Source organism: Candidatus Hecatella orcuttiae, from assembly GCF_002009985.1.
Lineage (GTDB): Archaea > Thermoproteota > Bathyarchaeia > Hecatellales > Hecatellaceae > Hecatella > Hecatella orcuttiae.
Map to the genome: position 1 here is coordinate 65,936 of NZ_MTLX02000002.1, position 24,330 is coordinate 90,265.

General features: G+C 50.9%; 27 protein-coding genes, 1 tRNA gene and 1 rRNA gene. 9 read left to right on the forward strand and 20 right to left on the reverse strand.

Annotated features, from left to right (window positions below):
• Positions 1–59: 59 nt before the first annotated feature.
• A complete protein-coding gene (locus tag BWM17_RS00420) occupies positions 60–521 on the forward strand; it encodes a hypothetical protein (RefSeq protein ID WP_309491901.1) in 462 nt (153 codons plus the stop codon).
• Between the two features lie 176 nt (positions 522–697).
• On the opposite strand, the gene BWM17_RS00425 is transcribed toward BWM17_RS00420, so the two are convergent.
• Positions 698–782, reverse strand: a tRNA-Leu gene (locus tag BWM17_RS00425).
• 161 nt (positions 783–943) lie between these two features.
• Between BWM17_RS00425 and BWM17_RS00430 the strand changes: the two genes are divergently transcribed.
• Positions 944–1,435, forward strand: a complete 492-nt coding sequence (locus BWM17_RS00430) for a hypothetical protein (protein WP_309491902.1) — start codon at positions 944–946, stop codon at positions 1,433–1,435.
• Here BWM17_RS00430 and sfsA read toward each other — a convergent pair whose 3' ends face one another.
• A complete protein-coding gene (sfsA, locus tag BWM17_RS00435; protein WP_309491903.1) occupies positions 1,436–2,152 on the reverse strand; it encodes a DNA/RNA nuclease SfsA in 717 nt (238 codons plus the stop codon).
• 249 nt (positions 2,153–2,401) lie between these two features.
• Positions 2,402–3,250: a class I SAM-dependent methyltransferase family protein gene (locus BWM17_RS00440; RefSeq protein WP_309491904.1), complete on the reverse strand. Its 849-nt coding sequence runs from the start codon at positions 3,248–3,250 to the stop codon at positions 2,402–2,404.
• A gap of 74 nt (positions 3,251–3,324) precedes the next feature.
• Between BWM17_RS00440 and BWM17_RS00445 the strand changes: the two genes are divergently transcribed.
• Positions 3,325–3,489 carry a DNA-directed RNA polymerase subunit P gene (locus BWM17_RS00445; protein WP_309491906.1) on the forward strand — a complete coding sequence of 55 codons (165 nt, stop codon included), beginning with the start codon at positions 3,325–3,327 and terminating at the stop codon, positions 3,487–3,489.
• Here BWM17_RS00445 and tgtA read toward each other — a convergent pair.
• From tgtA to BWM17_RS00480, 7 genes are all read right to left on the reverse strand, one after another.
• Positions 3,486–5,102, reverse strand: coding sequence for a tRNA guanosine(15) transglycosylase TgtA (tgtA, locus tag BWM17_RS00450; RefSeq protein ID WP_309491907.1), 1,617 nt, complete (start codon positions 5,100–5,102; stop codon positions 3,486–3,488). The genes BWM17_RS00445 and tgtA overlap by 4 nt on opposite strands.
• 137 nt (positions 5,103–5,239) lie before the next feature.
• Entirely contained in the window at positions 5,240–5,593 is a 354-nt protein-coding gene (gene tatA / locus BWM17_RS00455; protein WP_309491908.1) for a twin-arginine translocase TatA/TatE family subunit, read from the reverse strand.
• 14 nt (positions 5,594–5,607) lie between these two features.
• The gene (tatC, locus tag BWM17_RS00460; RefSeq protein WP_309491910.1) at positions 5,608–6,408 is read right to left on the reverse strand and encodes a twin-arginine translocase subunit TatC; all 801 of its coding nucleotides are present in this window, start codon (positions 6,406–6,408) and stop codon (positions 5,608–5,610) included.
• 124 nt (positions 6,409–6,532) lie between these two features.
• Entirely contained in the window at positions 6,533–7,069 is a 537-nt protein-coding gene (locus tag BWM17_RS00465; protein WP_309491911.1) for a type 1 glutamine amidotransferase domain-containing protein, read from the reverse strand.
• Between the two features lie 58 nt (positions 7,070–7,127).
• A complete protein-coding gene (gene dnaJ, locus BWM17_RS00470; RefSeq protein WP_309491913.1) occupies positions 7,128–8,219 on the reverse strand; it encodes a molecular chaperone DnaJ in 1,092 nt (363 codons plus the stop codon).
• A gap of 167 nt (positions 8,220–8,386) precedes the next feature.
• A complete protein-coding gene (dnaK, locus tag BWM17_RS00475) occupies positions 8,387–10,201 on the reverse strand; it encodes a molecular chaperone DnaK (protein ID WP_414641311.1) in 1,815 nt (604 codons plus the stop codon).
• Between the two features lie 184 nt (positions 10,202–10,385).
• On the reverse strand, positions 10,386–10,913 hold the full coding sequence (locus BWM17_RS00480; RefSeq protein ID WP_309491915.1) for an Hsp20/alpha crystallin family protein: 528 nt from the start codon (positions 10,911–10,913) through the stop codon (positions 10,386–10,388).
• Positions 10,914–11,000: 87 nt separating this feature from the next.
• Here BWM17_RS00480 and BWM17_RS00485 point away from each other — a divergent pair, with 87 nt between their 5' ends.
• Positions 11,001–11,747, forward strand: a complete 747-nt coding sequence (locus tag BWM17_RS00485; protein ID WP_309491916.1) for an ArsR/SmtB family transcription factor — start codon at positions 11,001–11,003, stop codon at positions 11,745–11,747.
• A gap of 14 nt (positions 11,748–11,761) precedes the next feature.
• On the forward strand, positions 11,762–12,232 hold the full coding sequence (locus BWM17_RS00490) for a YkgJ family cysteine cluster protein (RefSeq protein WP_309491917.1): 471 nt from the start codon (positions 11,762–11,764) through the stop codon (positions 12,230–12,232).
• A gap of 138 nt (positions 12,233–12,370) precedes the next feature.
• On the opposite strand, the gene BWM17_RS00495 is transcribed toward BWM17_RS00490, so the two are convergent.
• Complete coding sequence (locus tag BWM17_RS00495; RefSeq protein WP_309491918.1) at positions 12,371–12,832, reverse strand: 50S ribosomal protein L22; 462 nt, start codon at positions 12,830–12,832, stop codon at positions 12,371–12,373.
• 143 nt (positions 12,833–12,975) lie between these two features.
• On the opposite strand from BWM17_RS00495, the gene BWM17_RS00500 reads away from it, so the two are divergent.
• Entirely contained in the window at positions 12,976–13,572 is a 597-nt protein-coding gene (locus tag BWM17_RS00500; protein ID WP_309491919.1) for a class I SAM-dependent methyltransferase, read from the forward strand.
• On the opposite strand, the gene BWM17_RS00505 is transcribed toward BWM17_RS00500, so the two are convergent.
• From BWM17_RS00505 to BWM17_RS00515, 3 genes are all read right to left on the reverse strand, one after another.
• The gene (locus BWM17_RS00505; protein WP_342766479.1) at positions 13,532–14,473 is read right to left on the reverse strand and encodes an MBL fold metallo-hydrolase; all 942 of its coding nucleotides are present in this window, start codon (positions 14,471–14,473) and stop codon (positions 13,532–13,534) included. The two genes, BWM17_RS00500 and BWM17_RS00505, sit on opposite strands and share 41 nt — an antisense overlap.
• 212 nt (positions 14,474–14,685) lie before the next feature.
• Positions 14,686–15,822: a uroporphyrinogen decarboxylase family protein gene (locus BWM17_RS00510; RefSeq protein ID WP_309491921.1), complete on the reverse strand. Its 1,137-nt coding sequence runs from the start codon at positions 15,820–15,822 to the stop codon at positions 14,686–14,688.
• A gap of 17 nt (positions 15,823–15,839) precedes the next feature.
• Positions 15,840–16,502, reverse strand: coding sequence for a cobalamin B12-binding domain-containing protein (locus BWM17_RS00515; protein ID WP_309491922.1), 663 nt, complete (start codon positions 16,500–16,502; stop codon positions 15,840–15,842).
• Between the two features lie 196 nt (positions 16,503–16,698).
• Here BWM17_RS00515 and rrf point away from each other — a divergent pair.
• A 5S ribosomal RNA gene (gene rrf, locus BWM17_RS00520) occupies positions 16,699–16,817 on the forward strand.
• A 157-nt stretch (positions 16,818–16,974) separates the two neighbouring features.
• On the opposite strand, the gene BWM17_RS00525 is transcribed toward rrf, so the two are convergent.
• The 4 genes from BWM17_RS00525 to BWM17_RS00540 all read right to left on the reverse strand — a co-directional run bounded on the left by BWM17_RS00525 (position 16,975) and on the right by BWM17_RS00540 (position 20,560).
• A complete protein-coding gene (locus tag BWM17_RS00525) occupies positions 16,975–18,168 on the reverse strand; it encodes an MFS transporter (RefSeq protein WP_309491923.1) in 1,194 nt (397 codons plus the stop codon).
• Positions 18,169–18,222: 54 nt separating this feature from the next.
• The gene (locus BWM17_RS00530) at positions 18,223–18,906 is read right to left on the reverse strand and encodes a hypothetical protein (protein ID WP_309491924.1); all 684 of its coding nucleotides are present in this window, start codon (positions 18,904–18,906) and stop codon (positions 18,223–18,225) included.
• Between the two features lie 159 nt (positions 18,907–19,065).
• Complete coding sequence (locus BWM17_RS00535; RefSeq protein ID WP_309491926.1) at positions 19,066–19,701, reverse strand: hypothetical protein; 636 nt, start codon at positions 19,699–19,701, stop codon at positions 19,066–19,068.
• Positions 19,702–19,852: 151 nt separating this feature from the next.
• Positions 19,853–20,560: a helix-turn-helix transcriptional regulator gene (locus BWM17_RS00540; protein ID WP_309491927.1), complete on the reverse strand. Its 708-nt coding sequence runs from the start codon at positions 20,558–20,560 to the stop codon at positions 19,853–19,855.
• A 260-nt stretch (positions 20,561–20,820) separates the two neighbouring features.
• Here BWM17_RS00540 and BWM17_RS00545 point away from each other — a divergent pair, with 260 nt between their 5' ends.
• Both BWM17_RS00545 and BWM17_RS00550 read left to right on the forward strand, forming a co-directional pair.
• Positions 20,821–21,540 (forward strand): ABC transporter ATP-binding protein, encoded by a 720-nt coding sequence (locus tag BWM17_RS00545; protein ID WP_309491928.1) that lies wholly within the window; start codon positions 20,821–20,823, stop codon positions 21,538–21,540.
• Positions 21,537–22,229, forward strand: coding sequence for a heme exporter protein CcmB (locus BWM17_RS00550; RefSeq protein ID WP_309491929.1), 693 nt, complete (start codon positions 21,537–21,539; stop codon positions 22,227–22,229). The genes BWM17_RS00545 and BWM17_RS00550 overlap by 4 nt, the downstream gene beginning before the upstream one ends.
• Positions 22,230–22,406: 177 nt before the next feature.
• Here BWM17_RS00550 and BWM17_RS00555 read toward each other — a convergent pair whose 3' ends face one another.
• Entirely contained in the window at positions 22,407–23,102 is a 696-nt protein-coding gene (locus BWM17_RS00555) for a cytochrome c biogenesis protein (protein WP_309491930.1), read from the reverse strand.
• 2 nt (positions 23,103–23,104) lie between these two features.
• Positions 23,105–24,265, reverse strand: a complete 1,161-nt coding sequence (locus tag BWM17_RS00560) for a carboxypeptidase-like regulatory domain-containing protein (RefSeq protein WP_309491931.1) — start codon at positions 24,263–24,265, stop codon at positions 23,105–23,107.
• Between the last annotated feature and the right edge of the window lie 65 nt (positions 24,266–24,330).

Consider the following 24,330-nt stretch of genomic DNA (forward strand, 5'->3'; position numbering starts at 1 on the left):
AGCCTTAAAGAAGTAAAGTCCGCCTCTTTTTAAAGGTTTAAAACCTTTCCCACCCCAAGATGGGCGGAGGAGAAGGGGAAATAATACCTCGTCTAGCGGCAGTAGGCTTGGCCTTAAGCGCGGCCGGAGCTGCCTTAGATTTCACCTCAGGAACCCTCATGCTTCAAAGGACTTTCATGCCCACAATGCCCGGCATGGGAATGGGGATGAGGATGGCCGCTTTCCCCGCCTACGCTGCTTGGTGGGCTTTTCTGCTGTATGCCCTCGGAAGCCTGCTCATAGTCACGGGAATCCTCGGAGCCACAAGGATGAGTATGGGAAGGATGCATGTCTTCGGAGCTCTGATGGCAACTTACGGGGTTATCATGCTGGCCGTCGGAGCCCTGATGCTCTCGGGAGTTACACCCATGATGCAAGGGGCCGTCTTCTCCGGCTTGGGGATGCTCGCCGTAGGGGCAGGTATGACAGTTAACGGGCTGCTAATGGTCGCCAGCCAAAAGGTCATGAAGCCCAGCACCTAAGCCGCAACAGAAGATGTCGTTCCTCCCCACCGTGCTAAAGGGGATTGGGGGAATTTGGAGTTTAACCATTATGCTGAAAATCCGCAGGCTAATACGCAGGGATGGGAAATGAACCTACGTCTTCTATTAAACATGAAGAAACTCCCCCTTCCAGCCTCCTTCCTCAAAAAGAGAGGTGGAGGGGGTGGGATTTGAACCCACGAGGGCCTACGCCACGGGATCTTGAGTCCCGCCCGTTTAACCTGGCTTCGGTACCCCTCCTTTGAGGCTATGAGGTTGGTAGCTTCAGGACCCTAAAATATCTTCACTCTTTCGGAAGACTTGTAGTTTGGTAAGCGCTAGGTATAATAAACCTAGCTTCCATCCCTCCCTTGAAGGCTTCTACTCAAACGGACGCTTTCAGACTCTTCAAGGGAATAACAATGGATCGAGAGTGGTATCGAAAGAAGGTTAGGGAAAGCCAGGATTTCGGAGACCTCTTCGAAGTAGTCAAGAAATCCGTTCTAGAAGTGCTGGGCCACCAGAGAGCTGGGCTGATGCTTTACCTAGCTGACTTACCGCTTTACGTGGGCGCCTATCATGGAGTGAACTCCAACACCATCGTCGTCAACCGGGCTTTGCTCAGGCTGGTACGCGAGGAGACAGAGTCAGCGGAGGAAATGAACTCCTTCGTCTACGTCCTCCTCCTCCACGAGTACCTCCATTCTTTAGGGTTTGTGGACGAAACTCAGGTCAAAAACCTAGCCAGACGTGTGGCCTTGGAGACCCTCGGAGAGGAGCACCCAGCGGCTAAGGCCTCTCAAGACCCTTACTCCTTGCTGAAGCGCAGGATCCCCTTGGACACCCCCTTTGCCATGGACGCGCCGGAGCTCGTCAAGGATTTTGATAGGCAAGCTCAACGCTACTTCGTCTAGTCACAGGGCCACTCTGATGCGGCCTATTAACTCCAATTCTCGCCCTGTAAACCGGGCTGAGTACGCATAGACTTCCAGTCCGCCCAAGGCGGCCTCCCTCAGGGAAGCTGCAAACCTAGGGTCCGCAGCGGAGTTGGCAGTGAAAACTTCAGCATCCTCCCTCTGCACCACGAAAACTAAGCAAGCCCGATGACCCATTTCCAAGGTTTCCGTTAGCTCTTTAACATGTCTTCGACCCCGCTCCGTGGGGGCGTCTGGAAAGAGGGCAACTCTTTCCCTCACCAGCGTGCAGGATTTCACCTCTACCCAACACTCGCCACCCGAAGAATCGGCGAGGAGGAAATCGAAACGGCTTCCCCTGAACCTGGGTTCAGAGCGGATGATCCGATAGCCCCTGAACTCCTCTAAAAGGCCCCGGCTCAGAGCCTCCGCCACAACTTGGTTAGGCAGCCTAGCGTCCACGGAAACCTTAACCCCTCCGGGGAGAACAACCCCTACAAGGGTGTAACGGGTTTTTCTTCCCTTCGAACAGGCTGCTTCGGCGAGGATGACTCTGCGTCCCGGCTTCAAAAGCTCCTCCAGCCTTCCAGAATTTGGGAGAAAGCAGACTTCCTTCCGGTGGTTTACTTCAAGTTTAACTGCGGCTGAAAACCGGGTAAGCCTTTTGAGGAAAAGGCCCTCCCTCAGCCGGCCTTGGAGAGGGATGGTGCACTTCAAAGTTGGAGCTCCTTAAAGGTGAACCGTGACAGAGGGTGATCAATTTCCTCTTTTCTGCTTTCCATATCAATCCTATGTTCTATCAGACGCTGCCGAGGGTTTCTAGAATCTTGAGGGGGATACATTCATCCTCTTACTTTCGTGAGAGCACGAGGGCAGAGAAAAAGGTTATGCTCGCGACTCCCCCAAGGGTTTGGAGGGATAACTCTCCATGGCTTACCGAAGTTTATTGAGTTGCTTTGTTTTTCTTTAAAAAGGCGTCATTTTGATGTCTAAGGCTGTTTGAAACCAGCGGGGTCCTGTTGACCTGACAATCCGTCCGTTAGAGATGGTGAATTTCCCTTCGAGTCTGCGGGCAACCTTCTCCACTGTTTTAACTACCGGGTCTTCTCCCTTGGCAGCGTGGACAAAGTCATAGTAGTGGATCCAGCCTTCTCCGCCGGGTTTTAGACATTGCACAGCGTAGGGAAGGTACTCGTAGGCTTTGGCTGGGAGGGGCATGAGGACTCTGTCGGCGGTTCCTCGGAGCCTTTGGGCGGCTTCTTTGGCGTCGGCGAGGATGGGCTCCACCACGCTTTCCACTCTGTTCAATCGGATGTTTTCCTCCAGGTATCGAACTGCATCAGGGTTAATGTCGATGGAGTAGACCTTAGCCGGCTTGGCTATCTTGGCTATCACCATACTGAAGCTTCCCACCCCAGCGAACATGTTTACCACAACCTCCCAAGGCTCTACCATCTCCGCTATCCTCCTTCTCTCGAATTGAAGCTTGGGTGAAAAATAGGCTTTGGAAACGTCCACCTTCAGAAGGCAGCCGTGCTCCCTGTGCACGGTTTCGGTTCTATTTTCACCGTAGATAAGCTGGAGCCCCCGGGTTCTGAAGCCGCCTTCCACCGGGCCTATCTGCTTGAAAACGGACTTAACCTGCTTGTTCAACATCGCCACCGCCTCGCCTAAAAGCCTCTCTTGGGCAGCTGAGAGTGCCGGAAGCTTGAGGATAGCAATGTCCCCTATTATCTCCAAGGAGGAATGTAGGTCTAACTTCTCCCCGCCAGGGAAGACCTTCTTCAGGTAGTCTTTGAAGCTTCTTCCCCGCATGTTCAGAGCTCCTTGAAGAAGGTTTATTAGGCCTGTGAACTAAAAATGCTAGTCTTCAGGAGGACCTTCAACCCATGGCCGGAGAAAAAAGTGGGATCCAGTATCAGTGTTTCCGATGTGGAAAGAAGGTGTACTATGAAGAGTTGACAGCCATGCCTGAACTTAAGTGCCCTGAGTGCGGATATAAGATCCTGAAAAAAGTTAGGCCGCCTATCGTAAAACACGTTAAGGCCCGCTAGCCACGTAGCCCTCGGACAGCCTCCTCTAAGCTTTTCTTCAAGCCTTGGAGAGACCCTTCAGCCCAAGCTCTTTTCCTGCCGTTGTTCACCCGGATGCCTGCTTTTTCCTTCAACTGCCGGACATGCGCCCTGTCGAGCAGGCGCGAGTCCCTGTGGAGGATCACCTTTGAGTAATTTTGGGTTTTTACATACTCGACGATGTAGGCTGCTAGATTTCTTTTCATCTCCAGACTGTAGGGTTGAGCAGCTTCAAACTGAGACAGCGGATATACCTCATCCAGTTCTAGGGGGACAATTCCTAGGGCAGGGCTGTAGAAGCAGAAATGCACCGCTTTTCCCCCGGCTGGAATCGCTTCTAGAATTTTTTTGATCTTCCCTGAGGAGGATAGGTGGAAAGGCTTGGAATCAGGCTCAGGTAGGAGGACAAGCAGTTTTGAGGAAGGGGGCTTTTCATAGGACTTCAGCATTTTCCACCTATGCCGGAGGATTTCAGGCCTTCTGAGGCTGTGCTCACCGTAGATGAGGAGGCCTCTGGGCTTGATGGAGGGAGTAAACTTCTCCATCCACTCCGCGTATTTGGCAATTCTCTGGAAAGCTTGGGAGAGGGATGGGTGAGCCTTAGCCCTCAGTTCTAAAAGCTCCCAAAGCCTACCTTCGACGATGCTCTGCTTAACGCGTTGAACTTCAGCCTGGGAGGCGTAGAGGTTGTGGCTTAAAAGAAAACGGTAGACCTGGGCTTTTCCTTCCTGCTTCAGCTTTTCAGGCGTGGTGCTCTTACAAGCGGGACAAGAGCAGGGAAAATATTCCAGCCTCTCAAGCCTGAGGGTGCCGTTTTCTGTAATGTATCGGCCATCTCTGGCGTAGAGGGCGTAGGCAGCGGAGTCGAAAAGGTCGCAGCCTAGAGCCACGGCGAATGAAAACATGAAAGGATGTCCGGCTCCGAAGAGATGGAAGGGTTTTTGGATGGGGAGATTAGCCTTAGCGGCGGCTATCATGTCCACTAAGACGTCGAAGAGGTAGCGCTCCATGACCTCCGTGGGGCTTCCTAGGGCGTAGAGGTCGAAGGGAAGACGGCCTATCTCACGCGCAGACCACGCCACCAGATCCAAATGCTCGCCCCCCTGCACGGGGCCCATCCATAGGGGATCGTCCTCTTCGAAGAACTTCACAGCCTCTTTGGCCCTTTCTAAGGTTGTCAACACCGTGGATTTGGCGTAGGCCCTCCCCGTCCTCCAGCCGGTGGGGATGTCCAAGATGATGGCTATGTCCGGCTTGATCCTCTTCTGGAACTCTATGATCTGTCGAGACGTGACAGCGACTCCTCCGTACCGGAGAACCTGATAACCTCCCGAATCCGTCATCACAACTCCTTCGAAGTCTAGGAAGCGGTGAACTCCTTTCTCCGTAACCTGAGCTTCAAAATGCTTCTTCAGAAGATAGGCGTTAGTCATCAGCCCCCCGTAGCCGAATTCCTCCCGAAGCTGCTTTGGCGCTATGTCTAAAACCCTAGGATTGAGCACTGGAAGAAGGGCAGGGGTCTCCAAGATTCCGCTTCTGGTCTTCAGCCGGCCTATTCTTCCTAGAAGGTCTTTATCCCTAACCTCGAAGCTCAAACACTCAAACCTCCTCAGGAGATTCCCTCACCCAAGAGGTGGGAAGCTGAAATCTCCTTTTCCACTTCCACGGACAAAAAATTTCCAGAACGCCCTAAAAGGAGGGACAACAATGGAGGGCTGGAGGGTTTCCTGGGCTACCTCATCATAGCCTTGGCTATTTCTTCTTTGAGCTCAGCTTCGGTTTTGCCCTCTGTTTCTATGCCCAGTTCTTTGGCGATTTTTATGAGCTTATCCAATTCTTCCTCAGAACTGGTGGAGGGGGATTGAGAAGGAGGGGTGGATGATAATTGTTTTATGCTTTGGAGTTCTTTCTCTATTTCGCTCTTCCCTTTTTGATATTCCCCTGTTGCCCTCCCTAGACTTCTGGCTAACTCCGGAAGTTTCTTCGCTCCAAACAGGAGGACTACCACAACAACTATGAGGATGACCCATTCCATTCCGTGAATTGTTGGAACAAAGCCCAGATGCTCTATTCCGAAATTCAGCATAGTTACTCAGCCCTTTAAGATAATGGCCCGATCCCTATTTTAACCTTATGGTAGGTTGTAAGAAGATAGCCCGCGGCATAGAGAACCAACATGGGCCCTGCGACCAGGAACATTGTGATACCGCTTCCGTCCGGAGTTATCAACGCGCCAAAGATTAGCATACCTACCGCGGCGTAGTTGAAGTTTCTTTTCCAGAAATCCGACTCCACAACTCCCACGGAGGTTAAGCCTACCATGATGATGGGCATCTGGAAGGCTAAACCGAAGGCCAGGAGAAACATCAAAACAAAAGACACGAAGCTGGTGATGGTGAGGAAAGTGGTCAGATTAACGGACAGGGCATACCGAAAAAGAAAGTTCAGAGTGAAGGGTATGACGTAAAAATAGGCAAAAATCGCCCCACCGATGAAAAGCGCAGCGGAGGGGATAGCCATCCTCAAGATCAGTCTTTTTTCATGAGGGTAAAGCCCAGGAGCCACAAACTTGCCCAACTGGTAGACTATCATGGGCATGCCGAGGGCGATTCCCAAGAAAATGGAAACATAGAAAAGAGAAAAGATGGCTTCTCCGGGAGTCGTGACGATAACCCTCACGTATTCGGGAACGAGATCCTCCTGAAGCTTTTGCAGAAACTGGGCGGCTATGTTGTGGAAAGGATCTGGAAACAGGTAGTACACCGTGAAGCCGCCGACGTCGCTGTTTCGGAGGGAAAAGGCGAAACTTCCCGCGGAGATGGCCATCACTGTTATGATGGCGCGTATAACCCTAGCCCTCAGCTCCGCGAAATGCTCCATCAGACTCATTTCTTTGGACATGGATCCACCAAGACGGCGGCTGGGCCATTATATTTAACGGAAAATGCCCCTCAAAAACCTTCCCTTCTAAGAATAAGAATGCCCCTTGAAGAGCTTTCAGTGGAAGATCCCCGGGGAAGGAACCTTATGTCTTGCGGCTTGGCTTAGAGCTTAGTGCGCTGATTATTTCTCGGCAAAAGTAGGGCAAGTCTGCGGGGGACCTTGACGTAATCAGGTTTCCATCCCGCACTACTGGGGTGTCTGAATATCTTGCCCCAGCGTTTACCACATCGTCTTTTATGGCTGCGAAGCAGGTGATATGTCTACCTTGGAGGAGTTTAGCTGAAATCAAAACTTGGGCGCCGTGGCATATGGCTGCTAAGATTTTGCCTTGCCGGTGCGCAGTCTTTACAAGTTTCAAGACTTCCTTATGCCGCCTCAACCTGTCGGGAGACCATCCTCCGGGGATGATGAGACCGTCGAAATCTTCAGCCCGGGATTCTTTCGCCGTCAAGTCAGGCTTTACGGACAGGCCGCGTTTGCCTTTCACTGTTTTCCTGTCCGGGGCTAAAACTTTAACCTCGGCTCCTTCCTCCATCAGTCGGATGTGAGGGTAATGGAGTTCCAAGTCCTCGTAGTCAGGGCCGGCTAAGATTCCGATTCTTTTACCCTTCAGCATCATCTTTACTCCTATATAGAAGGCTGTGGTCTTTTTTATTGATATCGATGAGGGAGAGAGGCTAAATTATACCCATTTCTCGGCCCAATTCCATGAGAAGCTGCTTCTGGCGGCCGGTCAGCTTCGTCGGCACCCGCACCTGGATTCTCACAAACTCGTCTCCCCGCCCGAAACCTCTCAGTTTAGGCATCCCTTTTCCCTTTAACCGGAAAACAGTGCCAGGCTGGGTGCCCGGGGGGATTTTCAGCTTAGCCTTTCCATCTAAGGTGGGAACCTCCATCTCACCGCCCAACGCTGCGAGGACGAAGCTGACGGGAACCTCGCAGTAAAGGTTGGGGCCGTCTCTCTTGAAGATAGGATGAGGCTTCACATGGACTACCACATAGAGGTCTCCTGGGCGGCCTCCTTGAGCGCCTACGTCTCCTCCGCCGCTGATCCTCAAGCTGGTTTCACCTTCTATGCCTGGGGGGATTTTGACGCTTATCTTCCGCGTCCGCTGCACGTTTCCCGTGCCTCGACATTCGCTGCAGGGCGAGTCTATGATCGTTTTCTTCCCGTGGCACCGGTTGCATGTTAGGATTTGCACAAACCGAGCGAAGCCTGAGGTTTGGACATATTGAATCTGGCCCGTTCCATGGCATTCAGGGCATTTCCTCGGCTGGGTGCCAGGCTTAGCGCCGCTTCCTCCACAAACATGGCATGTTTCAATGCGGGGGACTTCGACTTCCGTTCTTAAACCGGAGGCAGCCTGTTCGAGAGTGATGTCTAAATCGTATCGAAGGTCTGCGCCTCTTTGAGGTTCGTATCTCGGGCGGGCTCCGCCGAAGAACAGGTCGAAGATTCTTTCAAAGCCTCCGAAGCCGAAGCCTAGGTCTCGGAAGATTTCGTCAAAGTCAACGCCTCGGAATATGTCCTCCGGAGTATATCTGTCGCCTATTCCAGCATGGCCGAACATGTCATATTGGCGGCGCTTCTCATCGTCGGAAAGGACTGCGTAGGCTTCGGATATTTCCTTGAATTTTTCTTCAGCGTCGGGAGATTTATTCCGGTCTGGGTGGTACTGCATGGCCAGCTTTCGGTAGGCGTTCTTTATTTCCTCCTTGGTAGCATTTCTGGGCACGTTGAGAACTTCGTAGTAGTCCCGCTTACTCATGCCTAGCCGTCCTCCCCACGGCTGGGGGTGGATGAAGCCCGCTTCTAGGAGGATGCAGCGTTCTTCAGTATGCTGTCAACTTTAACTCCGCCACATCCAAGTCGCTAAAATACAGAGAATACAATATTAGCTTTATCCCGTGGAAGCAGGGACGTTGAAAAGCCGGGTTACTTTTTCCCTTCATCAACTACCTCGTAGTCGGCATCCACAACCTTTCCTTCCCCCTGCTGGGAACCTTCCTTGGAGGGGGGAGGCGAACTGCTTCCCCCGCTGGGCGCCTGTTGCTGGGCGGCTTGCTGGTACACGGTGGCTCCTGCAGTTTGCAGCGCTTTGGCCAGTTCGTCGGTTTTAGCCTTAATCTTATCCACTTCCTTGCCTTTCAGAGCCTCTTTCAGTTCTCCAACGGCTTTTTGCACCCTGTCTTTCATGTCTTGGCTGAGTTTGTCTCCCAGTTCTCCTAGGGTTTTTTCCGCCGTGTAGATCATGGAGTCAGCGGCGTTTCGGATTTCAGCTTCCTCCTTTCTTTTCCGGTCTTGTTCTGCAAACTGCTCCGCCTCCTTGATCATCCGCTGCTTTTCCTCCTCGGAAAGTTTTGTAGAGGCTGTGATGGTGATCTTCTGCTCCTTGTTGGTGGCCAAGTCCTTGGCGGAGACGTTAAGGATGCCGTTGGCGTCGATGTCGAAGGTGACCTCTATCTGAGGGACGCCTCTGGGGGCTGGGGGGATGCCAACAAGATTAAACCTACCCAAGGAAATGTTGTCGGAGGCCATAGGCCGCTCTCCCTGCAACACGTGGATGGTTACCGTGGTCTGGAAGTCGGCGGCTGTGGTGAAAATCTGGCTTTTCCTAGTGGGTATGGTGGTGTTCCGCTCGATGATCTTGGTGAAAATACCTCCTAAAGTCTCAACTCCGAGGGAGAGAGGGGTTACATCGAGAAGAAGAATGTCTTTAACCTCCCCCGCGAGGACACCTCCCTGGATGGCGGCTCCGATGGCCACGCATTCCATGGGGTCGATGCCTCGCTCCACCTTCTTGCCCATGAATTTCTCCACGAACATCTGAACTATCGGCATCCTCGTCGGGCCGCCTACGAGAATAATCCTATCAATGTCCTTTGGCTCCAATTTAGCGTCCTCCAAAGCCTGCCTCATGGGTCCCCGGCAACGCTCCACGATGGGAGCGATCAGTTCCTCCAGCTTCGCCCTCGTCAAGGTTATGTTCAAATGTTTGGGGCCGCTGGCGTCAGCGGCGATGAAGGGCAGGCTGATGTCGGAGGTCAGGGTGGTGGAGAGCTCTATTTTGGCTTTCTCCGCAGCCTCCCTCAGCCGCTGCATGGCAACTTTATCCTCTCTCAAGTCGATGCCTGTTTCTTTTTTAAATTCATGGACCAAGTAGTCGACGATGGCGTTGTCCATGTCCGTGCCTCCCAGCTGAGTGTCCCCGCTGGTGGCTTTGACTTCGAAGACGCCTCCGCCGAACTCCATTATGGTGACGTCGAGGGTTCCTCCGCCGAAGTCGAAGACCATGATCTTCTGCTCCTTTTCAGCCTTGTCTATACCGTAAGCTAGGGAGGCAGCCGTCGGCTCGTTGATTATCCTCACCACATCCAACCCGGCGATGATGCCGGCGTCCTTGGTCGCCTGCCTCTGGTTGTCGTTGAAGTAGGCTGGGACGGTGATCACGGCTTTCTCCACTTTTTCCCCGAGAAAAGCTTCCGCGTCTCGTTTGATCTTTTGCAGAATGAAGGCGGAAATCTGCTGAGGAGTGTATTCTTTTCCGAAGATCTTAACTTTATAGTCTGTGCCCATCTTGCGCTTTATGGCGGTGACTGTTCCCTCCGGATTGGAAATAGCCTGCCTTCTAGCCGGCTCACCCACCAACAGCTGACCGTCCTTGGTGAAGGCGACATAGGAGGGGAAAGCCTTCCCCGCGACAGTTAAGCCTTCAGCGCTAGGTATGATGGTGGGTCTTCCGCCTAACATAACCGCTGCCGCTGAGTTGCTTGTCCCCAAGTCTATGCCAATTATTTTAGCCAAAGGGAAAACCTCCTCCAAGTTTAGCTTATTTCTAACCTACCTGAAGCTTTGCTGTGCGCAGGAAGCTTAATTTTTTCATCCCATCGATGGAAACACCGTTTTATAAACTCATCGGCAAACTTCACCAGCGCTACTTGACCTCGATTCTCACCCCTTCCTCTTTTGGCTTCGGCTCCTTCTTCGGCAGCTCGATTTCAAGGATTCCCTTATCCATCTTCGCTTTCGCCTTGTCTGCAAGAACCTCTTCAGGCAGCGTTATCCGCCGGTGGAAAGCCCGGTAGGATCTTTCCCGGTGGAGGTAGGATTTTTCGTGCTCCTCCTTCACCTCGCGGTGCTCAGCTCTGATCTCCAAGGTATCTTTGTTCAACGTTAGGTCAACTTCCTCCTTACTGTATCCAGGAAGCTCAACAGTCACGACCAACCTGTCGCCCTTGTCCACCACATCCACATAAGGCGTCCGAACTGCTGGTTCAGGCAGCCGCGGCATGAAATCCCATGGTCTGAAGGGGAATCTCCACGGTTGAAGTAATCCTTCGAAGCCCATCCTGAAATCTTCAAACAGCCTATCCAATTCGCGGATGAAGTTGGTGGGTCGCCACCATCTAGGGATGATCGTTTCACGTTCTGATTTTTTGAGGTCTATGTCCTTTTCTACCATTTTTATCACCTTTAGTAATTAACCTAAGGTTAGTAACTGGATGATAATATTTAAATATTTCGGTGGAATTTATTGATTTGGGCGAGGATGTCCGTAGGTCAGGAAGACGCAGGTCTCCTGCTGGAGATCTTAGGCAACGAGACTAGGAGGAAGATTATTCAGCTTCTTGCCGACGAGCCGAAATACCTCCTTCAGTTAGCCAAGGAAGCAGATGTCAGTCAGCAGGCGGTGCTTAAGCACCTAGCCTTGTTGGAGAAATACGGCTATGTGACTTCTTACGAGGTTGAGAGCGAACTCGCTGCGCCGCCGAGAAAATACTACGAACTGGCTAGATCGTTCTATCTGTCTATAGGGTTGACTAAGGGTGCCTTCGACTTCATGATCCAGAAGATCCCTTCAGAGGAGGGGGGGGAAGAAGCAGAGTTTCCTAGACGGTTGAAAGAGTTGAGAAGGCAGCTCAGAAAATTTGAAAAAACCTCCGACCTCCCTCAAGCCTTATCGACGGCTGATGTTTTGCTGGATGAAATCAATCGCCAAGCCAAAGAGTTGACTGAGGCCAAGCTCTTCCTCTTGACGTTGAAGCAGAAGATAATGGGACGAGTCCGCGAAATGGTAAGACAGGTGACAGGCACGGTGGTGGAAAGGAGAGTCCTCCGTTCCCTCTTGGGCACCGGAGGCGTCGCCGACATCGAAGCTCTCTCGGAAGAGCTGGACGTTCGCGAAAAAGAAGTTGAAAGAGCGTTGGATTCGCTGCAACGGAAACTGGGTTTTTTGAGGAAAAGACCTAAGGCTTCAAGGAAGCCAGCTTACCGCCGTAGGGAACGAAACCGTTAGAGGGGAAGGAAGTCGTGTTCGCACCTCATCTGCTGGCTTGGAGGCAGGTGAAGAACTGGAGATGTCTGGGCTGCGGGGACTGCTGCAGAAGGTCTGTAGTCATGGTCAGCCGCGGGGAGGCCTCCAAGTTTCTCCAGAAATATCCCTGGTCTCTAGAGAGCCTAGGCGCCAAGAGCATTATCAAACATAACCCTTGGGGGAGATGCGTCTTCCAAGTGGGAAACCTCTGCAGCATCCAGCACGACAAGCCTCTGGCCTGCAGGCTTTGGCCTTTCCACCCTCGGCTTAAGCCGTTGAGGACGGAGGATGCCGGTGAAGCTGAATACTCTCACCAAGGCCAACGCTACTACATCTATGTGGACAGAAGATGCGTCGGCCTAGGGAAGGGGCCGCCCATAACTTTAGCCCTAGCTGAGGTTGTGAGAATGGTGGAGGGAATCCCCACCCAGCCGAAGTACACTACCATTCCCCTCCAGCTGCTTTAAAGCTGAACGCATAGCTTCGCCTACAAATCCCAGCTGAAACGTGTAAAAAGATTATGCCGTATATGACATGAGGTTTTTGGCGGGCGCCTATACCAGCCGCTGAGATGGTGGGATGTTTCCCGCATCTCTTTTCCGAGTTTAGATCTCGGCTGCAGCGAACTCCACGTGGGTGAGCTGCTGGAAGTAAGGTGAACTTCTGCCGAAGGCTCGGGGAATATACTTCCTTATCTTCATCGCCCTTTGGGCTGCTGCATGCACTATTCTCAGCCTTTCCGGGTCAAGCCCTTTCTCCACAGCGTTGGCTTCCAAAGCCTTCAGAACCCTCAGGAGTTCCCGGGAGGCTTTCTGAGGGTAGCGCCCTGCATGCCAGCCTTGGAGGCCGCGGCGGTGGGGAACCTCCTTCTTATGTCGCTTGTAGGGCACAGCCCTCTTCCCTTGGATGACTTCTTCGAGAAACTTCTTGGCGTGCTCCAGCCGCATTTTTCTGATGGAGGCGCATATTTCCCTAGCGGCTTTAGGGGAGATTCTCAAGTCTCTTCCGCTGGCTATAGCCGTCTTGGCCTTGTCCAGTTCTTTAATGGAGTACCCCCAGCTGGGCATCGGCTTTCCAATCCTCGGAATTTGGGGAAATATCAAAGCTTTAAGCTCTAATAAAGTTTCTTGAAAACCCGACTAAAACACTGGAGAGGGCAAACCTTTAGTTTCCCTCCTTCCCCTGAGGAGAAGAGGAGACTGACTGAACTGTGCCCCACATCTTCGACGCAAGCAGAAAAGACCTTTTAGAAGACCCTGAGCGCTGGAAGGGAACCAGCATCAGCACTATGCTCAGAAAGGCGGGGTTAAGAAGGGGAAAAAACATGGTCGATATGGGATGTGGAACAGGTTTTTTCTCTCTACCAGCCTCGGAGATAGTGGGATTCCGAGGCTTAGTCTGCTCTATAGACCTTCAATTGAAGATGCTGGGTTTCTTGAAGTCGAAGCTTAAGACATCGGCCGGTGTCAATGTGGAGCCCGTGCTTTCCAGCATTTTAGACGCTCCCCTCCACACAGCATCCGTGGACCTAGTCCTCTTGGTGGACACGCTCCATGAAGTGGAGCGGAAGAACGCCCTCCTCAAGGAAGCCTGGCGGATCCTGAAGCCCAAGGGCCGAATTGCCGTGGTAGACTGGAAAAAGGCCAGGATGGATATCGGGCCTCCGTGGGAGGAGAGGCTGAGCTTGGACGAGGTACTCCATCTTCTAGCCCAAGCCGGCTTTGGAAAGCCCTCCGCCTTCCAAGCGGGTCATTACCACTACGGGGTTACGGCCGTGAAGCCAGATTCTTCCTCTCCCCAAGGTTAGATGTTTTGGAGGCAGAGGTGGTTCGGCTTCCACCGCTCTTATAGAGCTCAAGCCTGCTGGCTTCCAGCATCTCCACTTTTCTCCCCAAGAACTCAGCGGCAGTGAGGACTTGAACCCCTCGGCGTTCAGCGGCTTCACAGAGGGGAGAAGCCAGCTTCCTGTAATTGAGGTCCCTCATGAAATGGTGTTCCAGCAGAATTGTTTTAACCGGAGTCTTCTCCACGATCTTAGCTAGGTTTTCCATGGAAGTCTCCAAACTGGCTTGGCTGTACCGGTAGCCCAGCATGTAGGTCAGGGGGCCGTCGACGATGAGGAAGCTGGGCTTCTCATCGAGAATGAACCGAGCTTGCTCAGGGAGGGAGGGCCCTTCCACATCGGAGGTGTAGACCAGCTTCTCTCCCCCCACCCCAATGCTGACCTCCACCACATAGCCCAGCTGAGTGTCGGTTCCGTGGGCGACGGCTTTGGAAAACCTCAGGGAAGTCCTGCCGAAAACCTTATGCACTCCGTCGGCGTAGTCTAGGGTCTTGGGGAGGCCTCGGATGGCTTGGAGAAAGCGAGGCGCCCTCTCTGCTCTTTGGCTGTAGTTGATGTTTTCCCGAGGATGCTTCACAAAGACCTTTTTACCTGTGTAAATGGAGGTGGGGATAAGTCCGCCTAGGTCGTGGTGGTCGTAGTGGTAGTGGGTTACGATGAGGATGTCGGAGGCCTCAGCGTGGCTCTGCACAGCCTTGGCACATTCCTTCTGCCTAGCCAGCTCCAAGGGATGCGTAGGAAGCCCGAATCTTCGGGGAGCCAAAGAGACCCCAGGGTCTATGGTGATCTTGACATCCTCCGTCTCCACGTAGGTAGCCATGGACCTGACGCCGAAGCTGTCGAAGGCCAGAGGCTTAATCAACATTGCCCCAAACCTACAGTGCTTTGCCTAAATAGAAGCTTTCTAGCTAAAAAAACTTCTAACAAAAATAAAAAAAGATACTGGAGCGGTAGACCGTGTTAAAATATCGTCGAAATTTACGGCCAAATGCAGACGCTGAATTTTAAGCCAGCATGTTTTCGTGACCTGTTCGCCGGCTTATATCTTGGAAGCAGCGAGCTTCGGCTGGTTTCAGGTCAGCGGTAGACTCCGTATTCTCTCGCAGCCTTCACTAGGGCTTTAAAGTTCTCCGAGGGGGTATCGGGATTGGTGTCGCAGCCCGGCATCACTATGAAACCTCCCCCCTCTGCTGCGTAGTCTATGTTCCTTTTTACCGTTGCTCTAACCTGATCCGGAGTGCCCTCCAGCATGACAGAAATGGGGTCTATGTTGCCGCATACGCAGACCCTGTCGCCGACCATTTTCTTCACCGCTTTAAGCATGATGCTGTAAGGGTCGTCCGGGTCAAGGGCTACGGATTCGCCGACCACTTCCTTCAGGAATTTCAAGCTTAGCGGCCTTGTCTTCACATCTCCATAGTTGGCATGGATAGCGCCTGGAGATCCTTTCGGTATTACATCCGCCGCCATCTGCAGAATTCCCGTTGTGTCTCCGCAGGGATGGTTAATGGGTATCATTCCAGCTTTGGCTATGGCATCGCAGTCTCTTGCTAAATAGGGTTTCACAAATTTTTCATGCTGCTTTGGAGACGTAGCCTCGGTGGACGCTACAGGGTCAAGAAGAGCCACGGCATGTGCACGGCCTTTAAAGGCGGTATGGTATTTGATGGAATAATCGGTTATCTTGTCTAGCAGTGAATGGACTTTTTCAGGTTCCTTCACCATGGCCCTGAACATGGATTCATGTCCCATAAGATTACAGGCTGTGCTGTAGGGCCCTGATACGATGACAGCGACTGCTATATGGTCTCCAACTTTATCCATCAGAATTCCCGCCTCTTCGATAACAGTTCTCATCCTGGGATGCTCCTCTGGAGCCGGGAAGGTTAGGTTGTCCACATCCTCCCATGACTTTATTACCCTGTAACGAGTGTCCACGATGGGCATGTGCTTGCTCCAGTAGTTTTTAGCCCCCATGGCCTTTGCTTCAACGAAGCAGCCGTCGATGCCTGCGACGACGATATCGTCACCGAAATTTTCATTGGCAGCAATCTTTGCCTTCGCCATCTTTTCAGCATCATCGATGGCTGTTTGGGGTCTTTCCCCAATCTCCCAAAGGGCTCTCGTGATGGCTAGGGTGGCTACCGGCACTTGGTCTGGCTGTCCTCTCTGCAACGCTGTGGCAACCCTTTCAAGACTGGTCATTTTAGCCATGATCTTCACCCTCCTCTCTATCCTCCACGCCCCACTAGGCTTCGAGCTGCTTCCACTGCCCCAGGGCCGTCGGCCGCCCACTTGTCACATCCTATCTGCCCCGCCCATTTTTCATTGGTCGACCTTCCTCCGACTAAAATTTTAAAGTCTTTTCGAAGCCCTCTTTTCTCCAGTTCTTCCACCACGTCTTTCACGTGGTCCCTAGTCACACTCATAAGGCAGGAGAGGGCTATGATGTCCGCTTTGACATCGACCGCCTTATCGATTATTTTGCCAGCCGGCATATCAACTCCCATGTCTTCGACGGTAAAGCCTGAGCCCTGCAAAAACAACCTCACGATGTTTTTTCCAATATCGTGGATGTCTCCCTCCACGGTTGCCAGCACAATCTTTCCGATTTCTTCTTCTTTTTTCCCAACTTCTTTTCCTAGATGTTCCAGTATAGGTTTCATCACAGCTTGCAATGTTTCTCCGCAGAGGACGAGTTCTGAAAGGAAATACTCGCCTGTTTCATATTTTTCACCTATAATCTTGGTAGCCGGCAATATCGCCTCCGATATCAAAAACCTTGCAGATGCACCTTCGCTCAGCGCCTTATCCGTCAATTCCACGGCTTTCTCCGTATCGTACTCTACCAATGTCTGTTTCAGATTTTCAATATATTTGATCAATCTTGGCACCATTATTCTACGTGAGGAAATCTTATATAAGTTTTATTTGCATAAATTTTATGAAGCTTTCATCCAACATCTTCGCAAGCCTTTTGAATCATCATCGGACCTTTTTCCAAAACACGGCTTTAGGAAACCCTATGATTTTTAGCTCCATCAAGGAAAAGTTTTTATCCCCTTCCAGCTTTAACCCTTTCCGCTGGAGGTTTACGGCCACAGCTTCCGGGGTAAGACCCGATCCCGTCCGATCTCGGAAGTGAATCCCGGAGGCGCCGCTCAATACTGCTCTCCGAAAGGGGGCGGGAAAGGGCGGTGCCGTGAACCTCCCTTCTTCTGTGAACTTTTTAGAGGAATATCCACCTTACCTTTAGAGTTTACGCGTTTAGATTCCTCCAGGTTCACCCCCTTGTAGGAGGAAAATCTGGGGGATCCGGTTTTCTTCAGCATTATTTATTTAAGCCAATTGATCCACTAGGCTTTGTCAATCGAGAGACTTTTGACGTTTTAACAAGTAAGCTAACAGCACAGCACCCACGGTGATGAACAAACAGAAAATCAAACCCGGCCGGTAGCTGCCTGTAACGTCAAAAGCATACCCCAGTAGGATGGGCCCTAGGATGCCGCCAACTCCGAAGGTGGTGGTCAGTGCCCCCAAGTTCAAACCTATCTTATCCGGTCCAAAGGTTTCTTCCACAAGAGGCGCTACCAAAGCCCAAACACCAGCGGCGCTGAACCCGAATACGACCGCGAACACATACAGCATCCAAACATCGTCCACCCAGAGGAGCCCGACGAAGACAACCGCCTGAGCGGCTAAACATGCAACCAGCATGTTCTCTTTGCCGACTTTGTCGGAAACTGCCCCCACAGCAGGCGAGCCGGCGATGGTGCTACCGCCCATCAGCCCTAAAGCCAAAGCAGCCATGACGCTTGATATCCCAGCGTCCGTAGCAAAGGGGACAAGATGCACAAGCAAAGAAGTGAAGCAGAGACTTCCAAAAAAATAGATCCCGTAGAGTATCAAGAAAGACCTTGTAAAGACAGCTTGCTTTGTAGACAAGCTTACTTGCAAAGGATCCTGCTTCCTCGCTCGGACTTTTAGCCCATCCGAGTTTGCATGGTTTTTCATCAGAAAAGCCGCGAAGGTGATAATTCCGAGGAGTGCGAATCCCAAGGTTACTAAAGCTCCCCGCCATCCGTAGGTTGAAGTTAGGATTGCGGCTATAGGCGCCATGGAGAGAATGCCCAGCCCGTATCCGGAATTGGCAACACCTACGGCTAGCCCCTTCTTTTCTTCAAACCACTTGACCACAGTCGAAATAGGCGGCACCCAAAGGCCGCTGGAGCCGAAGGAGGCTATACCCCAGAAAAGATACAGATGCCAGACAGATTCTACGGAGGAAGACAGAATCAGCCCGAGGCCCACGAGAATACCTCCAAACATGATAACCTTCCTCGACCCGTGTTTGTCGCTTAGATGCCCCATGAGGACGGCTGAAAAACTGTGCGATATGGCATACAGCGAGAAGACAGAAGAGGCCACAGCCCTGCTCCAGCCGAACTCTTCCATCAAAGGTTTGAAGAACACACCGTAAACCTCGAAAACGCTGAAGGTGAAGAGGCACAGCGTCGTGGCCGCAACCACTACCCATCCGTAGAAAAAATTGGCCCTCAAAGAGCGTGAACTCCAAACTTCTGCTGAAGACTCAAAACTGTACAAAGAGGCTTATTATATTTTCGGGAGAATCTTTGAGTATTTCTCCATCCTCATTTTCCTTCCTTCAGGCTGAATGAGCCAAGTCATCCAGCAGAGTTCGATGGGTCTATACCCACAAGTCAGAGCAAGCTCCTCAGCTTTTTTCACAAACTCGAGGTCGTCGTTCACAGGCTCTAAGCCGGCTTTCACCATGATCTCGTTCACCACTCTTTTGACTATTTTATCAGGCATCACCGTGTCCACACCGCCCATCATCCTAAGATACTGAAATGTATTCACACCTACACCTTTGATCCTTCCAACGGGGTCCTCCCTCCATTTTTGGAGGTCGGCGCTTCTAGCCCAAGTCCTGAGGGCTTCCCTATCATCGCCCAGCGCTGAAAGGTGGGAAGCTATGGCCTTGGCCATAGCCCATGAGCGCCTGTTTCGCCACACTGCCTTCAGTTCCTCCACGTTCGCCTCAGATAGATCTTTGAGGTTTTTTATTTTACCACTTTCCACAAACTTCTCGCGGAACTCCTCCACCTTCGGAACAACGGCGGTGAAGTAGTTTAGACCGATGGAGGTGAACGCGGCGTCCACCACCATCAAAACCACGCTTCCACCCCACCTCTCTGTTCTGAGACATCTACTGCAATGCTCCTTTATCCCGGAAACTTTTTGCATGTAACCGTCAACAATTCTCTTCAGCAACATCGGGCACTCCTCGGACGAGAAAACCGTCTACTATGAGGGAGATATTTCTCCATTTTAAGTTGAAAAATTATATTTAAAACCTACAGCCGACAGTTACGAACGCATTTCATGGTGTGGGGGCTCGGGAAGCATTTGGAAGCCAGCTTGATACTTAGCTTATTAGCTTACTCTCCTCCCACCCCATTCCTGCCTGTAATGGCACTCATAGCAGTTTTCACCGAATCTTTCCGCCCATTCCTCATGGCAATTGATACACACATCAACACGGGGTTTTATCTTCTCAAAGCCGCCTTCAGTGTGGCAAAGATCACAGTCGATTTTAGAGTGAGGCGTTTCTGTGTGGAGATACGTGATCACATGACATCGGTCACATTCGGCGAAGTTTAAGTTGCCATATTCATCAGGCAAATGCCCTATAGGTGAACCCCAATCTTCCCGAGGATGGCATTTGTAACAATTGGTGTCCATCATGTATTCTGGAAGATCCTCATGGCAGTGTATGCAAACATCCACGGTAGGCACCTCGATTCCAGGTCCATGCATACCATGGCATTGTCTGCAGGCGATCTCCGAATGAGCCTTAACCTCGTGAAGACTGTTTCGGAGATGACATTCTTCGCAGATGGCTGATATCTGAGGATTGGTAAAGTTTATGAGAACAGGAACCTCGTATATGCCTAGAACATATCTTCCTACCATGATCACCGACTGGGGTCCGCTTTCATGGCACAGATGACACTCGACGAAACTTTGTCCGTGAACTGATATCTCCCAGTCCTGAACAAAAGGCTCCATTATATGACATGCGCTGCAGTAGCGTGGATTTGAGATGATGCCGGTCCCTATCTGGTAAGTTAAAACCGTAAAAGTGAGAAAGCTGAAAACTAGAATCATAACTAGGGCAGTGATCCCTATTTTCGCCACTCGACGCAATTGAACCCCCCGGTTACAATTTCTTCAATACTGTTGTGCAACATCTATCTCCGTCGATAATGCAGTCTTCGAGTTTTACGTCATAGTTTCCAAGGCATCTACTAATGGATCGAAAATAGGCAGCGTGACCTTCGCAGAGGGTCTTGGGGCTGAGCTTCGAGATTTCGTAGAAGATGCAGTTGAAAATTTTTATCACCAAGTCCCCCTCAGGCGTTCTAGTTATCGAAGGATAACAACCCATTTTTTCCAGTTCGCTGAGCACATGAGTGCAGAATTTCTCCTCGTTCCATTGCTGAATTCGATGCTGAAGGCTAAGGTTTCTCATCATGTTCTCCCCCATTTTTTCTCCAATCTCCCGGAGGAGAGTCGCTGCATATTTTTCACCTTTCTTATCAATAAGACTTTCCAGCAATAATTGAGCCAGCAGTTGGTACTGACGCTGGGGGAAACCTAGATTCATATATCTGTTTGCAATTTTATAATACTGTTTGGGTCTGCCTGGGCTGCCTCTTTCCTCCAAAAAGGACTCTACTAAACCTGCGTTTTCCAAGATTCTCATATGGTGGCGGAGGGTTATGGTTTTGAGGTTAGTCTTTCTCGAAAGTTCATCCAAGTCTAAAGGTCCACAAGTTACAAGAAGGTCTAATATAAATCTTCTAGGTTTGATGGAAAGAGCCTTATAGGCTTCTTCGTCTTTCAGGTTTGAATTTGTTGAGAACAAATACTCACAACATATTCTATTGAAGCCTGCTTCTTTTATTTTTTTCTCTTTAATTATATATATGGATAATATAATATTTATTTAAATTACAAATGAAAGAAAAATAATTATTAAGCGGAAATATCAAGTTCACCTCGAGCTTAACTCCCGTGCCTCAGAGGATACGGTAGGTTTAAGTTGTTTTCGAAGATAGCAATAGAATATATCAACACATGAGTTGAGAACAAAATCTTTAGAGACTAAGGGAACAGTGTTTTCCATTGAAAGAACACACACCAGTTGTTATCGAGCACCTCGCCAAGCGCTACGGCTTTAGATATGCGCTCCTAGATGTTACGTTGAGCGTGGGCCGGGGAGAAGTTTTTGGCCTCCTCGGTCCCAACGGCGCAGGCAAAAGCACACTTTTGAAAGTGCTTGCCACACTGGTGTCTCCATCCGGCGGCTCTGTACTAATAGACGGCCTCAGCTTGAAGGATAGGAAGGTGGAACTCCGGAGGAGGATAGGCTACCTAGGCCACGAGCCTCTTCTTTACAGGGACCTAACAGGTGAGGAGAATTTGAAGTTCTACTATAAGTTCTACCATTCTTCGCCTCCAGAGTACGTTCAGGAAAAATTGGATGAGGTATTTGAGCTTTTGAGGATAGGGGGCTGGCGGCATGAACCTGTCAGAAACCTTTCCAGAGGATTTAAGAAGAGGTTCGACTTTGCCAGAGCCATCATTCATGATCCTGAACTTCTGCTTTTCGACGAACCTTTTTCAGGCCTTGACATGGAAAGCCTAGAGGTCGCCCGTGAATTTGTGCGAAGCATGGAAGGGGAAAAGACTATCATCATCTCCACCCATAACATCGAAGAAGCCAAGGAGCTTTGCAACAAGGCAGCACTCCTAGCAAAAGGGCGACTTATCCGCTTGTTGGAGGCCGGCGATATAGACGAGGTAAGCCTCAAAGACGCCTTTAAGGGAGGAGCCGCCCGTTGACAAGCCAAACTCTCCATGAGTTAAAATGCGCCATCTACGTTGCATCCAAGGATCTTCTGGCTGAGTTGAGGAGGAAGTATGAAGTTTTTTCCATGCTCACTTTTGCCCTGATCTCTATCATAATATTCAACTTCGCCTTCGGGATTTTCTCTGCCGCAGTGCACCAAGCGGTTCCCGCCATAATATGGATAATAATTTTGTTCGCAGGAATGTTCGGTTTTTCCACGGTGTTCACGCGGGAAAGCGATCAAGGCACGCTCGACGGCTTGAGAATGCTTCCCATCTCCTCCCAGTCCATATTCTTGGGGAAAGTGGTCTACGGCTTCCTTCTGATGGGAGTCATCGAGGTGATTTTTGTTCCTTTGAGTATGGTGCTTTACAGCTACACCTTCACTTCCAGTTTCCTATTAACAGGATTGGTTTTCGTCCTAGGAACGTTGGACCTCGCTGTTGTGGGAGCTTTGGTCTCGGGTTTGACGATGTATACGGAGTCAAGGGCTCTGCTGATTCCTCTGTTGATGTTTCCGCTGGTGCTGCCGGTAGTTATCCCCCTCGTCATTCTGACCCAGAAACTCATCCTTGGAGTAGAGTTCTATTCTGTGCTGCCTGAGCTGAGGATGGTGGCTCTCACTTTGGCGGCGCTGGCAGCCGCCGCTCTCCTGCTTTTCGACTATGTCCTCCAAGATTGAAGCTGAAAGTTTCCACTGGAGAGACAGTTGGCGAGACGGTTTATTCCCCTTGCTCTTTCAGAGTGTGTAAGACCTTTCTGAGAGATGAAACTTTGCGGTCTAACCATAAGACATACAGGAAGATAACACCCCAGAAGATCATGGACATCGTCAGTAAGGTTTCTAAAAGCCCCATTTTCACACCTCCTTTCCATATTTTACGGCCTCTGTTCTCTCCTCCATCCGAAGCAAGTCTAGGGTGATCCGGAAAAGCAAAACGTAGATCAACGTGACCGCAGCGAGGGCCACCATCAATGTGGCAACCATCGACCCTGTTATGAGTAAGCCCGTTGGTTTTATGACCACGGGGTGAAGCGTAAACCAGAGATGAACCGATAGATAGCTTAATGGCACAGTTATGAAGGCTACGATCCCCAACACAGCCGAAAGCCTCGCCCGCTTCTCCCTGTCTTCCACGGCCAGCCGAAAGGAAAGGTAAGCAACATAGACCAGCCAGAGGATAAGAGTGGTCGTCTCCCGTGGGTCCCAGTGCCAGTAGACCCCCCAAGCTGAACCAGCCCATAGAGACCCAAGTATCAAGGCCAGCCCACAGAAGACAACCCCCAACCTAGCTGAGGCGTCGGCGCAGAGGTCCCAGCCGCTTCGCCCGGTGCGCAGAAACATGAGACTTCCAACAAACGTAACCCCGAAGGCTAGGTAAGAAACCCACGCTGCTGGAACGTGAAGATAGAAAACTCTATAGAGCTCCCCCAACGTAGCCTCTGGAGGTGCGTAAAAATATGTGAGATAAATAGATAAAGCATTGAAGATAAAAACTAGGGGAAGGAATCCGTAGCGCCACAGAGCTTGACGGCGTTCTGAAACCACAACCACTTTTATCCACTCCTCTTCTTCTGAGAATTATCTTCCTTTCCTCTCTTCAGTTTATTCAATTTTTTCTGAGCCTCCGTCTTACGGCTCTCATATCTGCGTATAAGCTGGACGTATACTTCTGGGGAGATAACTCCTAGCCTATAGTCAGACTCCAATCTACGGAGAGTAGCCTCGGAAGCCTGTAGCTCTCCTTCCAGTTGCATGATAGTTGAAACAGCCGATTTTACTCCCCCCTTTTTCCTTAGCATATTCAGATAAAGGGCAGCCACGCCTATAATAGCGATGACTCCCGACATCCAGAGAACAGAGTTGGCGATAAATCGAAGCTGAGATAAACCTGAAACCTTGACGATTATCTGGGAGCCGGCTTCCATCTTAGAGCCTAAAAGTGCTTGGTATACCTTGCCGTTCAACGTAGTTTCACCAGCGTTCTCCAACCCCTCCGCTTCCACTTCCACGCCCGGCTTCTTCTCCACCAGCACGTGGACTAGTTGGGTGGGATAGACTAGCTGTTTGGTGAAGACGCGCTCAGAGCGTTGGAGAGGGAGCTCGTATTCCACCCATAACCTGTACTGACTGCCGGGATAAAGAGGTCCCATGGGGTCGAAGGTTACGGAGTCTTCGGAAGGAAACAGACAACAGTCCATCACGGGAGAGGTGAAGTTGTAGCGATCTGGGGGAACGTTTAGTCGTAGAGTACTGTTGGCGAAGACCAGCTCGCCCACGTTTTGGTAGACGAGAAGCTCGTAGACTCCTAAACGTTTCTCAAGGGGAGTTAGCAGTATGTAGTGGACGAGCACCCCAATGTCTTCGTCGCTGGATGTAACTTCGTAGACTATAAAGTCAGCCTGCACTGGCTCTTGGCCGTCTAACTTCACCATCTGAAAGTAGGGAACACCTTGATAAACAACCTCGATAACGAAAGTTTTGTTTACTGGCAAGGTTTCGAATTTATATTCACCCTCCCTGCCGGTAACCGTATCCGCAACGGTGATGAACTCGTCTCCGCGCAACTCTTTGAGTGAAACCTTTAAACCGGGAAGCGGGCCTGCTGAAGATGTTACTTTCCCGACGATTACGCCGCTTTCCTCAGCGCCTTTTGCAACCTTTATGCCACTAAGACCGACGGCCATGATGGAGACCAGAAAAATAACCACTAACAACTTGCTTAACCTGTTTGATGAGGAAACCGATCCCCAGAGACAAAGAGATGCCACCAAATCGTTTG